This window comes from Streptomyces sp. ATCC 21386, assembly GCF_018728545.1.
Classification (GTDB): Bacteria; Actinomycetota; Actinomycetes; order Streptomycetales; family Streptomycetaceae; genus Streptomyces.
In genome coordinates this window covers 4146357-4162046 of sequence record NZ_JAAVVL010000001.1, presented here as the reverse complement: position 1 = coordinate 4162046, position 15690 = coordinate 4146357, and the positions used below count along the sequence as shown (strand labels likewise).

Annotated in this window: 8 protein-coding genes; 2 read left to right on the top strand and 6 right to left on the bottom strand. The window is 71.5% G+C overall.

Annotated elements, in window-relative coordinates; all coding sequences use genetic code 11:
• The first annotated feature begins 71 nt into the window (after positions 1–71).
• Positions 72–1334, top strand: coding sequence for a PP2C family protein-serine/threonine phosphatase (locus tag GWK25_RS18230; RefSeq protein ID WP_215451450.1), 1263 nt, complete (start codon positions 72–74; stop codon positions 1332–1334).
• Positions 1335–1386: 52 nt separating this feature from the next.
• On the opposite strand, the gene GWK25_RS18225 is transcribed toward GWK25_RS18230, so the two are convergent.
• From GWK25_RS18225 to GWK25_RS18205, 5 genes are all read right to left on the bottom strand, one after another.
• On the bottom strand, positions 1387–2556 hold the full coding sequence (locus tag GWK25_RS18225; RefSeq protein WP_215451449.1) for a substrate-binding domain-containing protein: 1170 nt from the start codon (positions 2554–2556) through the stop codon (positions 1387–1389).
• Between the two features lie 139 nt (positions 2557–2695).
• Positions 2696–3820 (bottom strand): ABC transporter permease, encoded by a 1125-nt coding sequence (locus GWK25_RS18220; protein ID WP_215451447.1) that lies wholly within the window; start codon positions 3818–3820, stop codon positions 2696–2698.
• Positions 3817–5382, bottom strand: a complete 1566-nt coding sequence (locus GWK25_RS18215) for a sugar ABC transporter ATP-binding protein (protein WP_215451446.1) — start codon at positions 5380–5382, stop codon at positions 3817–3819. The genes GWK25_RS18220 and GWK25_RS18215 overlap by 4 nt, the downstream gene beginning before the upstream one ends.
• Positions 5383–5557: 175 nt before the next feature.
• A complete protein-coding gene (locus tag GWK25_RS18210) occupies positions 5558–8623 on the bottom strand; it encodes a SpoIIE family protein phosphatase (RefSeq protein WP_215451445.1) in 3066 nt (1021 codons plus the stop codon).
• 126 nt (positions 8624–8749) lie between these two features.
• The gene (locus GWK25_RS18205) at positions 8750–9673 is read right to left on the bottom strand and encodes a cyclase family protein (protein WP_215451444.1); all 924 of its coding nucleotides are present in this window, start codon (positions 9671–9673) and stop codon (positions 8750–8752) included.
• A 270-nt stretch (positions 9674–9943) separates the two neighbouring features.
• Here GWK25_RS18205 and GWK25_RS18200 point away from each other — a divergent pair, with 270 nt between their 5' ends.
• Complete coding sequence (locus tag GWK25_RS18200; protein ID WP_215451443.1) at positions 9944–13078, top strand: beta-N-acetylglucosaminidase domain-containing protein; 3135 nt, start codon at positions 9944–9946, stop codon at positions 13076–13078.
• Between the two features lie 11 nt (positions 13079–13089).
• On the opposite strand, the gene GWK25_RS18195 is transcribed toward GWK25_RS18200, so the two are convergent.
• On the bottom strand, positions 13090–15669 hold the full coding sequence (locus GWK25_RS18195; protein ID WP_215451441.1) for a pentapeptide repeat-containing protein: 2580 nt from the start codon (positions 15667–15669) through the stop codon (positions 13090–13092).
• Between the last annotated feature and the right edge of the window lie 21 nt (positions 15670–15690).

The following is a 15690-nucleotide window of genomic DNA, read 5'->3' as shown; positions in this document are numbered from 1 at the left end:
GCGGGTCCGGCCGCCGGTTCGCGCCTATCGTGGAACGACACACCGACGCTCGGCGCCAAGGCAGGCTGGACATGAGGGAACCGCATATCGACTATGCGGAGGTCTTCCGGGCCCTGCCCGGCATGGTGGCGCTGCTCACGCCCGATCTGGTGTACGCCGACGCCAACGACGACTTCCTGCGGCTGGCCGGACGCAGCCGCGAACAGCTGCTCGGGCGCTACATCTTCGACGTCTTCCCCGAGAACCCGAACGAACCGGCCGCCGCCGGTATGCGGGAGACGGAGGCGTCGATGCTGCGCACGGTGGCCACCGGGGAGCGCGACACGATGGCGCTGCTCCGCTACGACATCGAGGACCCGCAGCGGCCCGGCCTCTGGCAGGAGCACTACTGGAGCCCGGTCAACGCCCCCGTCCTGGGCGCCGACGGCAAGGTGGTCCTGATCGTGCACCGCGTGGAGGAGGTCACCGAACTCATCCGCGCCCGGGGCGGCGCCGGCGAGGACGTCCGGGGCGGTGCCCTCGGTCCGGGCGAGGACGGCCGGGCCCGGGTGCTGGAGGCCGAGCTCTACACCCGCGCCCGCGAACTGCAGGAGGTCAACGAGCGGCTGCGCACGGCGCACGCCCATGAGCGCGAGGTGGCGCTGGCGCTGCAGGCGGCGATGCTGCCCCCGCCCGGCCCCACCGGGTCGCACGACGCCGCCGTGCGCTACCGGCCCGCCATCGGCGCGCTGAACGTGTGCGGCGACTGGTACGACCTGGTCGGGCTGGACGGCGAGAGCCTCGCGGTGGCTGTCGGCGACGTCGTCGGCCACGGTCTGGCCGCCGCCTGCGCCATGGGACAGTTGCGCAGCGCCCTGAGCGGGGCCACGCGCGTCGCGGACGGTCCGGCCCAGGCGCTGGAGGCCCTCGACCGCTACGCCCGCTCCGTCGACGGCGCCGAGTCGACCACCGTCGTGACGACCTTCATCGACTGGACCGACCACACCATCACCTACAGCTGCGCGGGCCATCCGCCGCCCGCGCTGGTGCGTCCCGACGGCACCGTCACCTTCCTCGACGGCGCCACCGACCCGCCGCTCGCCGCCCGCCCCGTCCAGGTCCCACGGCCCCAGGCCCGCACGTCCTTCGTCGAGGGCTCCACCCTGGTGCTGTACACGGACGGACTGATCGAGCGCCGTACGGAGAGCATCGACAGCGGTCTGCGACGCCTCGCGGCCTCCCTCGCCGACCACCGCGAGCGGGACCCGGAGACGCTGGCCGACGCCCTGCTGGCGGATCTGCTGCCCCCGGCCGGCAACACCGACGACACCGCGCTGATCGTCCTGCGGCTGTGACCGGCGGGCCGCCACGGTCCGGCCGGAGCCCTGTCGTCGGGTCCCGGCGGCATCACCTGCCCCAGATCTTCCGGTACCCCTCCCGGTAGCCCGACGGGTTCCAGCTCGTGGCGCCCTCGCTGTTGTCGGCCGTGCTGATGTGGACGGGCGCCACATAGCCGCTGGCGGGGCTGCCGGAGAAGGCGCGGTTGAACTCGTCGACGATCTGCCAGCCCTGCAGGGTGAGCGGTTCGGGGACGGTGGCCGCCTGGTACTGGTCGCTGTCGACGCGCTGGAAGGCGGAGGGGTCGCCGTCCCCGGCACCGATGTTGAACGGCGGGCCCGAGCCGTCCTTGCCGGCCGCGCGGAAGGCGGGGGCCGCGTCGGCGAAGTACAGGTCGTTGATGGCGACCGAGTGGGTCCACCGGTCCTGGAAACGGGAGAGCAGCGAGGAGACCTCGCGGGGGGTGCGGCTGCTCGCGTCGGGGATCGGGATGTTCACGTAGGCCAGCAGGTCCACACCCGCGCAGGTGGCGAGCTCCTTCCTGATCAGGTCCGACTTGTTCTTGGCGAAGGGGATGGAGGCGTCGGTGAAGATCACGGCCCCGGCATCGCCGTTCGAGGTCGAGATGACCCAGCGGGCGCTGATCCTGGCGACGTCCTCGACCTGGGTGGTGATGTTGGTGAAGAGCGCCGGGCGCCTGCTGGGGCCGGGGGCGGCCACGGCGTGCCAGCCGATGAGCGGGATGCCGGCCTGCTCGGCCCGGGTGACCTGCTGCGAGGTCGAGTTGGGGTCGAACCCGCCGATGACGATGCCGGAGGGGCGCAGCGCCACGGCCTCGCTCATCGCGGCCTGGATGCCGGCGGGCGTGCCTCCGCCGTCGATCACCCGCAGGTCCCAGCCGACGACCCGCGCGGCCTCCCGTACGCCCTCGGCGGCGCCCGCGACTCCCGGGTTGGTCATGGTCTGGGCGACGTAGACGAGGGTCCTGCCGGTCACCGCCCTGGGCCCGGTGGTCGGGCCGTTCCAGGGAGCGTCGTCGCGCTCCGCCCGGTCGACGGCGGCCTCGGCCCTGGCCTGCACCGCGGGGCAGCCGCTCGCGCCGGTGGCGGAGTCCTCCGGACTGCCGGACGACCCGCGTTCACAGCCGCCGAGCACGACGCTGACCGCCACGGTCAGCAGGGCGGCCGCCGTACGACGGGCGCGGCGGGCGCCGGAGCGGGCCTTGCGGTTGTGGTGCACGGGGACTCCTCGCGGAGGGCGAGCGGGGAAACGCTGCCGGGGTCTGTGGCCGGGGGATCCGGGGCCGGGACGGTCCGGGCCGGGGTCAGGGGTGGTCCGGGGCCGGGGTGGGGGACGTGGGCGTGGGAGGGAAGGGCGTTCATCGGGCGCCGTCCTTCGGGGGGCCGTCCGGGGGCGGTGCGGGCGGCGCGTCCGGGGGTGCGGCGGGGGCGGTGCGGGACGCGAAGGCGCCGGTGCGCATCCGGCGGCGGGCGGTGTAGCCGGCCAGGCCGACGGCGAGGAGCAGGGTGCCGCCGTGGAAGAGCGGTACCGTCCAGAAGTCGGCGCCCATCTGGGCGATGCCGGTGAGGCCGACGGCGAGGACGGCGACGGCCACGAGGGTCCCGAGGGCGTTGGGACGGCCCGGTCTGATCGCGGTGGAGCCGAGGAGGGCTCCGACGAAGGCGGGCAGCAGATAGTCGAGGCCGACGCTCGGATTGCCGATCTGCTGCTGGGCCGCGAGCAGCACCCCCGCGAATCCGACGATCAGGCCGGACGTGGCGAAGGCGCAGACGGTGTAGGTGCGGACGGGGATGCCGACGAGGTCGGCGGCGCGCGGGTTGGAGCCGACGACGTACAGGTAGCGGCCGATCGGCAGCCGCTCCAGCACCAGCCAGAGGGCGACCGCGAGCGCCAGCACGTAGAAGGCGGGGACCGGGAGCCCGAGGAACGTGGAGGTGTAGAGGTCGGTGAAGGCGGGCGGCAGACCCTGGGGGCCCGGGACGATCCGGCCGCCGTCGGTGATCCAGCCGGTGACGGCGTACATCATGCTGCCGGTGCCGAGGGTGGCGATGAAGGAGTCGATCCGGCCGAACTCGACGATGACGCCGTTGAGGACGCCCACCACCGTCCCTCCGACGACCACGGCGAGACAGGCGAGCGGCCAGGGCCAGTCGGCCTCGACGACGAGGTACAGCACCATGACGTGCGCCAGTCCGAGGCCGTAGCCGATGGACAGGTCGAACGCGCCGGTCACGATGGGGACCATGGCGGCGAGCGCGAGGACGGCCGGGATCGACTGGGTGGAGAGGATCGCGTCGAGGGTGTCCAGGGTGGGGAAGGTGCGCGGCAGGGTCAGGGAGAAGACCAGGACGAGCAGGACGGTCAGCCCGAGGAGACCGTAGGCGCCGACGAGGTGCCCGCCGGGGCCGCCTCGGGCGCCGAGCCGGTGCGAGGGGCGCCGGCGGCGCGGGCGCGGTGCGGGCGGGGACGGCGGGGCGGTCACGGACGCGTCGCGGTGCCGGAGGGGGGCATGGCCGAGGCCGCCCGGGTCAGGCCCGCGACCGTGAGGGCCGGGCCGCTCAGCTCGGCGGTCGCCGCTCCCCGGACGAAGACCAGAGCGCGCCCGCACACGCCCGCCACCTCCTCGAAGTCGGTGGAGACGAGCAGGACCGCGAGGCCCCCGGCCCGTGCCTCGTCCAGGAGGCGGTGGATCGCGGCCTTGGCCCCGACGTCGACGCTCGCCGTGGGTTCCTCCAGAATCAGCAGGCGCAGTCCGGTCCTGAGCCAGCGGCCGATCATGACCTTCTGCTGGTTCCCGCCGGACAGGGTGGTGATGGTCGTCTCGCTGTCACGGGGGCGCACCGAGAACCGTTCGGTCAGGGCGGCGGCCGCGGCGCGTTCCCTGCGGGGGGCGATCCAGCGGGGTGTGGGCCCGTCCCCCGCGCGGGGGTTGGCCAGGAGGTTCTCCCGTACGGTCAGTTCGGGCAGGCAGCCTTCCCGTTGCCGGTCGCCGGGGACGAGAGCGACACCGCGGGCGACGGCGTCGGTGACGGTTCGCGGCCGGTAGGGGCTGCCGTCGAGCAGGATCTGTCCGCCGAGGAGGGGGCGGGCCCCCGCGAGGGCTCGGCCGAGCTCCGTGTGTCCGGCGCCCGAGAGCCCGACCAGGGCCAGGGCCTCCCCGGCACGCAGCTCCAGGTCGACGGGTCCGGCGCCGGAGGTCCGTACGCCGTCGAGGGCGAGCACCGCCGGGGCGGCGAACGGCACCGGGGCAGGCCCGGGTGCCGTTGCGGGGCGAGGGCCCGCCGGCTCCTCACCGGTGATGTCGCGCACCAGGCGCAGGGGGCTGTGCCCCGCCGTCGAGCCCTGGCTGACGAGTCGGCCGTCGCGCAGGACGGCGAAGGAGTCGGCGACCTCGTACACCTCGTCCAGGCGGTGGCTGACGTAGAGGATGCCGTGGCCTCGGTCGCGCAGGGCGCGCAGGACGCGGAAGAGGCGGGCGCAGTCCGGGGCGGGGAGGCGGGCGGTCGGCTCGTCGAGCACGATGAGCCGGGCCCGCGTGGCCAGGGCGCGGGCGATGGCGACCAGTGACCGTTCGGCGGGGCCGAGGCGGGCGACCGGCGCGTCGGGATCGACGGCGCCGCCGACGAGCGCAAGGGCCTCGGTGCAGCGGTCCCCGGTGCGCCGCCAGGAGATCAGTCCGGCGCGGCGCGCGTACCCGGTGCTCAGGGCGATGTTCTCGGCGACCGTCATCCACTCCACGAGGCCGAGGTCCTGGTGGATGAAGGACATGCGGTGGGTGGCGGCGTGGGTCCCGAGCGGGTGCCCGTCCACGGTGATCCGGCCCGAGTCGGCGTGGTGGACTCCGGCGAGGATCTTGATGAGGGTCGATTTCCCGGCTCCGTTGGGGCCGAGGAGCGCGAGGACGCTGCCCGCGTGGACGTCGAGGTCGACCCCGGCGAGTGCGAGGGTGCCGCCGAAACGTTTCGTGAGGCCACGGACACGCACCAGCGGCTCCGCCCCGCCGGGCGGGGTGGGCTGCGCAGAGGTGTCGTGAGCGTCGTGCACGGACAGCTCCGGGGGTCGGCCTGGCGAGTTCTTCCGACTTCGACTTGCGCGAGCGATGCTAACCGCCCGTTTCGCTTTATTCGCGCCTTTCGCACCGTTGGCGATATGTGGTGCCGTCGCCGACCGGGCTGAGGTCGGGCCGCCCCGGCTGGTCGTGGCTGCCGGGCCGCTCGCCTCAGGCGCTGTCGAGCCCGCATTCGGCCCAGATGACCTTGCCCTCCGCCGTGTAGCGCGTGCCCCAGCTCTGCGAGAGCTGGGCGACCAGGAACAGACCGCGTCCGCCCTCGTCGGTGGTGGCCGCCCGGCGCAGGTGCGGGGCGGTGCTGCTGGTGTCGGCCACCTCGCAGATCAGGGCGCGGTCCCGGAGCAGCCGTACCCGGATGGGCCCGGCGCCGTGCCGGATCGCGTTGGTGATCAGCTCGCTGAGCACCAGCTCGGCGGCGAACGCGGCCTCGTCGAGGCCCCACTCGGCCAGTTGCCTCAGCGCCGCGGCGCGGACCTCGCTGACGCGGGCCGGGTCGGCGGGCAGCTCCCAGGTGGCGACGCGGCGTGGGTCGAAGGCGTGGGTGCGGGCGACGAGCAGGGCGATGTCGTCGCCGGGGTGGGGGGACGCGACGGTGTCCAGGACCAGCCGGCAGGTCTCCTCCGGGGTGTGTTCGGGGTGGGCGAGGGCCTCGCGCAGCTGGTCCAGGACCAGGTCGACGTCGCGTTCGCGGTCCTCGATGAGGCCGTCGGTGTAGAGGACGAGGGTGCTGCCCTCGGGCAGTTGGACGTCGACGGCTTCGAAGGGCAGACCTCCGAGGCCGAGCGGGGGCCCGGCGGGCAGTTCGGGGAACGTCACGGTGCCGTCGGGCCGGACGAGGGCGGGCGGCGGGTGGCCGGCGCGGGCCAGGGTGCACTGCTGCGAGGTCGGGTCGTAGACGGCGTACAGACAGGTCGCGCCGATGATGCCGCCGCCGTCGGAGACGGGGTCCTCCCGGTCCAGTCGTCCCACGAGGTTGTCCAGGTGGGTGAGGACCTCGTCGGGCGGGAAGTCGAGTTCGGCGAAGCTGCGGGCGGCGGTGCGGACGCGGCCCATCATGGCGGCGGACAGCAAGCCGTGGCCGACGACGTCGCCGACGAAGAGTCCGATCCTGGTCCCGGAGAGCGGGATGACGTCGTACCAGTCGCCGCCGACGTCGGACTCGGCGGGCAGATACCGGTGGGCGACCTCCACGGAGTCCCGGTCGGGCAGTCCCTGCGGGAGCAGGCTGCGCTGCAGGGCCAGGACCATGGTGCGTTCGCGGGTGTAGCGCCGGGCGTTGTCGATGGACAGGGCGGCCCGGGTGGCGAGTTCCTGGACCAGTGACCGGTCGTCGTCGCCGAAGGGGGCGGGGTCCTGGGCGCGGTAGAAGGCGGCGACGCCGAGGACGACACCCCGGGCGACCAGGGGCACCGCGATGAGGGAGTGGACGTGGCCCAGCAGCTGCTCGGTGTGCTCGGGGTCCTGCGCGAGCCACCCCGCCGCCGTCCTCAGGTCCGGTTCCAGCACGGCCTCACCGCTGGTCAGACAGCGCAGCTGCGGGACGGCCGGGCCGTAGTCGACCTGCTTGCCGACCGGGCTGAAGGGGAGGTCGTCGCGGATGCCGTGGACCACCGTGCGCCGCAGATCGCTGCGCGGGTCGGCGGCCTCCTCGCCCCGCAGCACGGGCTCTGCCAGGTCGATGGTGACGAAGTCGGCAACGCGCGGGACCGCCGTCTCGGCGAGTTCCTGGGCGGTGCGGCGCACGTCCAGCGTGGTGCCGATCCGGGCGCTGGCCTCGGACAGCAGCTCCAGCCGACGGCGCGCGGCCAGGGCGTAGCCACCGACGTGGGGCTCCCCCACCATCAGCAGACCCCGCTCCGACGCCTGGGGACCGGAACGGTCACCGGGCAGGCCGTCGGTGGTGGGCGGGGGTACGTGGGTGTGCGGGGGTGCGGGGGCGTGCGGCAGGCCGTCGGCGGCGGGAGGAGGGCCCTCCCCGGTGAGCGGGGCGCCGGGGGTGAGGGCCTCCGCCGAGGCGGCAGGGGTGAGGGCCTCCGCCGGGGTGTCGGAGGCGTGGCCCTCCGCGGCGACGGCCTCACCATCCGACCCGGGCATCGCGGGCGGCGTGGCCTCGCGCAGGTGACCGGGGGCCGGTACGACGGTGAGCGGGCCGGAGGCCACGACGAGCGAGGTGTCGCGGACACGGTGGACGACCGAGGGGTCGACGGGTGCGAGGGGAGTGAGGGGGCTCGCGGGGCCTGTGGCGAGGCTCAGTACCGGCTCGACCCCGCGCGGGGCGGTGCGGCCCTCCGGCGGGGAGGAGGCGTGCAGGACCGCCTCGACGGCGATGCCCTCCACCCCGGAGGCACTGGTCATCGGGCGGCTGACGAGCGTGACACGGCGGCCGTCCGTGAGGGAGACCTCGACGGCCGCCCGCTGTGCGCGCGATATCAGCTCGGCGGCCTTCTCCAGGAGGGCCGCCCGGTCGACGGGGCGCAGTCCGAGGGCCAGTTCGTCGACGCCGACGACGCGGTTCGGGCCTGCGTCGGCCTCGACCCCCGCGTCCAGATACGCCTGCAGCAGGGAACGTTCACGTGCGGAGCTCTGTCCGAGGAGCCGCCGCTCGATGGCGGCGGCCGCCTTGCGGATCACGGTGGTGAGCGCCGGGTTCTCGAAGTCGCGCGGATATCCGAAGCACAGGACGCCCTCGATCCGGCCGCTGAGCGGGTCGCGCACGGGAAGCGCGCGGCAGGCGCTGCCCTGGGAGCGATCGGCGAAGTGCTCGGCGCCGTAGACCCGGATGAGCCGCCGTTCCGCGAGGGCCAGCCCGATGCCGTTGGTGCCGGCGAACCGCTCGGCGAACACGAACCCCGGCACGGTCTGGATGTCCGGGAGCCCTCGGGCCAGGGAGGCCTCACCGAAGCGGCGGAGCAGGACCGTGCCGTTCGCGTCGGCGACGGAGATGTTCATGGCGCTGCCGGCGAACGTGGACTCCAGGCGGTCGACGACCGGCACGGCGGCACGGGCGACCCGGTCCTCGCGGTCGAAGTCGTCGCGGAAAGGAAGGTCGGAGCGTTCCGGGGAGAGCCCCAGGGACCGGCACCGCCGCCAGGAGTCGAGGATCGTGGCGCGCACGCCCGACTCCAGCGGCTCCCCCTGCAGAAACCGCTCACGGAAAAGGGTGGGACCCGTGCCGTCTGTCGCACGCCCTGTTGGCTCGCCGTCGGACCGCACCACGCTGGCCTCACTCGCGCCCTGGACAATCCGCTTATCGGAAATATCTGGCATTGACGAGGATACGGGCATCAGCAACACGAGTCACGGTTCACGGACCTCGTCACGCTTGGTGACCGGGGCCCTGCGTCACAGGACGGCGACCGGGTTGACCGGGGAACCCGTGCCGCCCGGAACGTTCAGCGGCGCCACGACGAGCAGGAACTCGTACCGTCCCGCCTCGGCGGTCGCGGCGGCGAGCGCCTCCAGGTCCATGTTGTCCAGCAGCGGCACCCCCATCGCGGCCACCGCGAGGGCGTGCACGGGCGAGTGCACACCCGCCACGGGAGAGGGCCTGACGTCGCTGTCCCCGTCCCCGCCGAGCAGCGCGATGCCCCGATCGGCCAGCAGGGGTACGGCGTCCACGTGGAACCCCGCACTCGCCGCACCGGGGTCCCAGGCGCCGAGCTCCGCGCGGCGGCGTACGTGCCCGGAGCGCAGCAGCACCGCGTCACCCTCGCCGACCGTCACGCCGAGCGCCTCCTCGGCGGCAAGGACGTCCCCGGCGCGCACCGCGTGTCCCGGCTCCAGCCAGGGGACGCCGAGCACGGCGGGGAGATCCAGGAGGACCCCTCTCGTGACGAGGGGGCCGAGCGCCGACACCGCGCCGAACCGGGCGCCCGCGGCGTCGATGGCCTCACGGGCCGGCCTGCCGTCGTAGAGGAGTCCCGCGTAGGCGATGTGGCTCAGGGCGTCGAGATGGGTGACCGCCTTGCCGTGGTAGTCGGCGGCGATGAAGTCCTTGTGGGTCGTGGGCTCGGGGCCCTCCACGTCGCCGAGGTCGGTCATGTGGTGCAGGGCGGGCTTGAGGTTGCCCGGGCCCGACCGGGTGTTCCAGGGCAGTGCCATCGGTACGACCACGCCGGACCGCACTCCCGCCACGGCCCGCCGCACATGGTCCTCGGTCACCCGGTTCCATGCGCCACGATCGGCCCGGTCCCAGCGACCCCAGGTACGGAGCGCCGCGAAGAGTGCGTCGAACTCCTCACGGGAGACGGCGGGATGCGCGCTCATACGTCCACGTCCTCACGGTTCGGGGCGACACCGGACAGGGGAGGGCGAGGGCACGGCGCCCCGAAAGCACGATATGACCGTTCCGCGCGCCGCGTCGGCTTCCTCCGCCCACCCCGGCGTCCAACCGGCCGAGCGGATACGGCTCGGCATCGTCCGTCGCCGGGGCGCGGGTTCCCCGCCCGTCGCGTGGAACGCTGCCGGCGCGTCGATCAGCGCCGCCGCCACCTCCGGGCTCTTGAATGCTTGATTCAGCAGCTCTAGCCTCTTCCGATGGCTTCAATCACCTCTTTCCTCCCACGCCCCCGGCGTCTCCCCTGGGCGCTGTTGCTGGCTCTGAGCCTGAGCCTTCCTTCGTTCCCGGCGGACGCCGCCCCACCGTCCGCACCGTCCACGCTGTCCACGCCGTCTTCCGCGAAGCGCCCGCCGGTGCCCGAGGTGTGGCCGACGCCCCGGCACATCGAGGGCCACGGACGTCGACTCGCCGTTCCCGACCGGGTGGTGGAGGTGGTCGGGCCCCGCACCGACCCTTCCGCGCGCAGGGTCGTCGAGGCCGCGCTGCGGGCCGCCGGTGCCGACCGGATCGTCACCGTGCCGGCCGGGAAACGGCCGCCCGCCGCCGGGCTCACCGTCTACGTCGGCGGGCCCGACGAGAACCCGGCGACCGAGAGCGCGCTGCGGCGGCTCGGAGTCAGATCCCCGGCCGGGCTGCCCGCCGAGGGGTACGTCCTGGCCTCCGGACGCCGCTCCGGCCGTAGCCTGCTCGCCCTCTCCGGCACCGACACCACCGGCACGTTCTACGCCGCCCAGACCCTCCGCCAACTCCTCACCGGCGGGCACCTGCCCGAGGTGACCGTCCGGGACTGGCCGACGGCCGCACTGCGCGGTGTCGTCGAGGGGTTCTACGGCACCCCCTGGTCCCACGCCGAACGGCTGAGCCAACTCGACTTCTACGGCCGCACCAAGCAGAACGTGTACGTCTACTCCCCCAAGGACGACCCGTATCTGCGGGAGCGGTGGCGCGACGAATACCCGGCCGACCGACTCGCCCAGGTGCGCGAACTCGTCGACCGGGCCGCCGCCAACCACGTCCGCTTCACCTACGCCCTCTCGCCCGGCCTGTCGGTCTGCTACTCCTCGGCCGGTGACATCACCGCCCTGGTCCGCAAGTTCGCCTCGCTGTACGACATCGGGGTGCGGTCCTTCGCGATCCCGCTGGACGACATCAGCTACACCAAGTGGAACTGCGCGGCGGACGAGGAGCGTTTCGGCAGCGGGGGCGGCGCCGCCGGCGCGGCGCAGGCACATCTGCTGAACCGGGTGTGGGAGGAGTTCTCCGCCGGACGCACCGGGCTCGACCCGCTGGAGATGGTCCCCACCGAGTACTCGGACCTCGCGGACACCCCGTACAAGAAGGCGTTGCGCGAGCGGTTGGAGCCGGACGTGGTCGTGGAGTGGACCGGTGTCGGGGTGATCGCTCCGACGATCACCGCCGCGCAGCTGCGGCAGGCCCGTGAGGTCTACGGCCATCCGATCCTGGTCTGGGACAACTACCCGGTCAACGACTACGTCACCAGCCGTCTCCTGCTCGGCCCCTACACCGGCCGGGAGGCCGGGGTGGCGCGCGAGTCCGTCGGTGTCACCGCCAACCCGATGGTGCAGGCCGAGGCGAGCAAGCTCGCGCTGTTCACGTCGGCGGCCTACCTGTGGAACGCGGACGCGTACGACCCCCGGGCCGCCTTCCTCGCCTCCGTGCGGGATCTGGCGGGGCCGGGCGCGGCGCCGTGGCTGCGGATCTTCGCGGAGAACAGCTACTCCTCCCAGCTCGACGCCACCGAGGCCCCCACACTGGCCAAGCTGATCGCCGCGTTCCAGGAGGCGTACGAGGAGGACGGCGGCCTCGACGAGACGGCGGCCGCGCTGCGGTCGTACTTCACGGACATGGCCGTCACGCCCGCGCGGCTGCGCGCCCGTCTCGCCAACCCCGGCTTCCTGAAGGAGACTTCGCCCTGGCTGGACAAGCTCGGCTCCTACGGCACAGCCGGGCTGACGGCCGTGGACCTGTTGCTGGCCGGCGAGCGGGGTGACGCGGACGCGGTGTCGAGGTACTGGAACCGGCTGCGGAGCGAGCGCAAGGCGCTGGACGCGATACCGCAGCAGGTGTCGCCGGGGGTGATGGACCAGTTCCTGTACCAGGCGATGCTCCGGCACGCGCCGGACCCGGGCGTCGACACGTCCTTCGCCCCGGGCTTGCTCTCTTTGAAGCCGGGGGCCTCCGGGTCGGTGGCCCTCCGTTTCTCCTCCGCCGCCGAGGCGCGGACGGTGACCTGGAAACTCGACGTGCCGGACGGGGTGACGGCCACGCCCGCCGAAGGGACCGTGACCGTCCCGGCGGGAGGCAGTGCCTCGGCCGAGATCACCCTCACGGGGGTCACCGAGGGCGTCCACTCCGTCGTCGTGTCCGGCTCGGGCGTCCTCGACCGGGCGATCCCGGTCCAGGTCACCGACGGGGACGGGTCGTCGAGGGCGCTGACGGCCAACTTCAGCGGGGCCTCGGTCAGTTCCATCGACCTCTCGTCCGGGAGGAGCACGGACATCGCCGTGGGCGCGAACCCCGGGGAAGTGGTCGTGAGCGCCGACGGCCGCACCGCCTACGCCGCGAACCAGGGCTCGAACTCGGTCAGCGTCATCGACGTGGCGCGCGGCGAGGTCACCGCCACCGTGCGGGTGGGCCGTGTCCCCGCCGGGCTCGCGCTGACACCGGACGGCGGCACCCTGTGGGTCGCCAACTACACGGACGGCACGGTGCAGCCGGTGGACACGGACACGCTCCGGGCGGGCGCCACGGTCGCGGTCGGGTCGGGACCGGAGAACATGGCGATCACCCCGGACGGGCGCACGCTGTACGTGGCGAACATCCACGACAACACCGTCTCGCCGGTCGACCTGGGCACCGGAAGGGCCGGGGCCGCGATCCCGGTCGGCCCCCGCCCTTTCAACGTCGTCGCCGCGCCGGACGGGAAGACGGTGTACGTGTCCAACTCCGGCGGGTCGACGGTCACTCCGATCGACACGGCGAGCAACGACACCGAGCCGACACTGCTCGTCTCCGGTCAGGCGTACGGGCTCGCGCTGTCGCCGGACGGCCGGACGCTGTGGGTGAGCCCCAGCACCGGGGACCACGTCACACCGGTCGACACCGTGACGGGCGCACCCGGCAAGCGGATCACCGTCGGGAGGTCCGCGTTCGACGTCGCGTTGGACTGGAACGGGTCCACCGCGTATGTCACGACCGCCGACGCCGGCGAGCTGGTGCCGATCGCGACGGCGACCGGCACGGTCGGTGCGTCACTGAAGACAGCGGCATACCCGCTGGCGGCGGCAGTGACGCCCGTACCGGTGGGGTAGACGGACACGGATCAGGGGTTCTCCCGCAGGAACCGCTCGATCTCTTCCGGGACCTCGCTATGGTCGACGAATCTGGCGAAGGCGTTGCGTCCCTCGGGCGTCAGGACCAGCTGGTTGAGTCGCCCGCCGGGCGCTGAGATGAAATTGCACCGCTCCATCTCGGCTATGAACCGGCGGGCGAACGGCACGTTGCGCTGCGCGACTCCGCGCTGTTCGACGCCCTGGCGCTGCCTCGGGCTGGATTCTTTCATCTTGGTGCAGATCTTCTCGACGATGAAGAAGTACGGGTGGTACTGCAGTGCGTAGTAACTCCCCACCTCGTCGGTCTGAGCGCCGTGGTAGTTGAGGTACCCGATAGCGTGCGCCTCGGTCAGCATCTCGGCCACCGTGGAATCCCCTGTGGTGACGATAATGGTGGAGTCCCGAGAGATCCTGCGGAAATCCGCACCGGCAACCTTTGCTCGGGTCAGGTCGATGTCGATCAGGTCGGAATTGGTGAAGCGAGCCCCGCTCAGATCGGCATCCTTGAAGGAGGTGGATTCGAGGATCGAGTCCGAGAAGTTCACTCCGGCGCAGTCGGCCTTCTCGAAGACACACTCCGAGATCTCGGTGGAGCTCATGTCGAAGCCCTTGAGATCGGTCGTGACACCGGGAGTGGAGAAGTTCAGTTTGCGCAGCGGGACAGCGCTGAAGTTACGCGTCTCCGCGCTGCAGTACTCGAGGAAGGAGCGGACCGGACTCCGACTCCCCTGCCGTCCTGCACTCTTGCAGCCCGCTTCCCAAAGGAGGGCGAGCAGCGCACCGAACGACGGCATCGTACTGCGCGACAGCCAGGCGTTGCGCAGCGCCGTCAACTGTCCTTCGATGTCCTTCTTGCCCTGCGTCGCTGCGAAGAGCTGCATCGCCTCGGAGATCGGGACATTGACGCTCTGTGGCTTCTCCGAAACCAACTTGTTGAGCATGTACTCGGTGACGAGGAACTCACGCAACGAGTTGTGAGAGAAAGCCCATCCTCGGTCCTGGGTGAGGGACGACCTCGTGAGCGTCGACGACCGGCGCAGGTCGTTGAAGTAGACGTCCTCAGGATTGTCACCGGAGGAGCCCCTCCCCAACCTGCGGATCTCTGAGCTGAACACACTTCTGATGAGAGACCGCATGGTCGCCTCATCCGCGGACGGCGCATCACGTTCTGACAGACGGACAGCCAGCGACTGCAGGAAGCGACGCCGGTGCTCCGGGGCGAGCTCGCCACCGTTCTGCAGGTCACGCATCATCAGTTTGCCGATGATGAGTTTGTAGACATACCACTCGGTGATCTTCTCCGGAATCTCCGAGACTCTGTCCGCCTTGAGCTGCTCCACCACCTCCAAGAGGTAGCTGACGATGACGGGCTTCCCCGACAGAGATACGTCCTTCCCGCCCTCCTCACGAAACACCCGATCCAGGATCTCGAAGAGAGCCCTCTGGCCTTCCGGGTCATCGTGCAGCTGGCGTTCGACGAGTGCCCGGGTCTGCGCCCGGTCCAGATCCTGCAAGGACCTTTCCGAGCGCTCAAGGAAACTCTTCCTGATGAACTCGTCGATCTGCTTTTCTTGCTCTATCTGCTCCTCATCGGAGGCAGTTAGCAAGTATTCCGTACGAAGCGAGCGGTACAACGTATCGAAGACCTGCAGTTCCTCGGCCTCGGTGAAGTAGTTGGGCCGACTCGTCAAGATTCCCTTGGCACCGCCGTCGGCGAGTTCCGCCAGCGCCCTCAGGCACTCCCGACGTTCCCGCGACTTGAGGTACTGGGCCATTTCATCGTATCCATCGAGCAGCAGCACCACCCTGCCGCTGCGAATCAGAGAGAAGGCAAAATCGATCGGCACATGGCCAAGTTCGTTATGGTCGAGGAAATAGTGCAGAAGACCGCGGGCATCGAACTGGCGGGTGAAGTTGCGCAGTTCGATGCGGAAGGGGATGGGCAGAGAGGGATCACGGATGTAGTCCTGCGTCCAGCGATACTGAAGCACCTTCGTCAGGGCTGTCTTCCCCGTGCCGTACTCGCCGACAGTGACGAGCCAGCGACCCGACGTACTGATGTCCCCGCGCCACTGCTCCAGCCATTGCACTGCGGAGTGGGTACCCATTCCGTCCCGGAAGCGATGAGGCTGGTATATGTCGCTGAGGTAGCTGAGTTCCTTGGCGATCGGACTGGCATGGGCATTGGTGACATAGCTGATGTACGGCTCGAACTTCTCGAACCTCCGGAAGAGCTCTTCGTAGGTGAGGCACTCCACCCCGGTCTCCGCGGCGCGCTCCAAGACGGATGCCGTGAACCCCACGGAGGAAATGATCAGAAGACGCGCCCTGGGGTCCTTCCGCTGAATCATTGCCAGCTTGGAGAGGTCCTTGCCGTACTTCGTGTTGTCCACATGCTGCACAGTCGCTTCGATGTAGATCAGAGATGCGAAGGCGTCGCCCTTGGGTTCGGCAATCAGGTCGACTTCGGCTCCGTAAACGTGGACCGATGTCCGGACTCGGTAGTTGTTCGACTCGAAGAGCCGACGGATTGCCTCCGGCAGGTCCTTCTCTGTCATCTTCTGCACCATCACACTGGCCTCCCCCAACTC

Excerpts from the sequence above, each read along its gene's own strand:
- GWK25_RS18230 (WP_215451450.1), top strand. The coding sequence starts at position 72 with ATGAGGGAACCGCATATCGACTATGCGGAGGTCTTCCGGGCCCTGCCC.
- GWK25_RS18205 (WP_215451444.1), bottom strand. The coding sequence starts at position 9,673 with ATGAGCGCGCATCCCGCCGTCTCCCGTGAGGAGTTCGACGCACTCTTC.
- GWK25_RS18200 (WP_215451443.1), top strand. The coding sequence starts at position 9,944 with ATGGCTTCAATCACCTCTTTCCTCCCACGCCCCCGGCGTCTCCCCTGG.
- GWK25_RS18195 (WP_215451441.1), bottom strand. The coding sequence starts at position 15,669 with ATGGTGCAGAAGATGACAGAGAAGGACCTGCCGGAGGCAATCCGTCGG.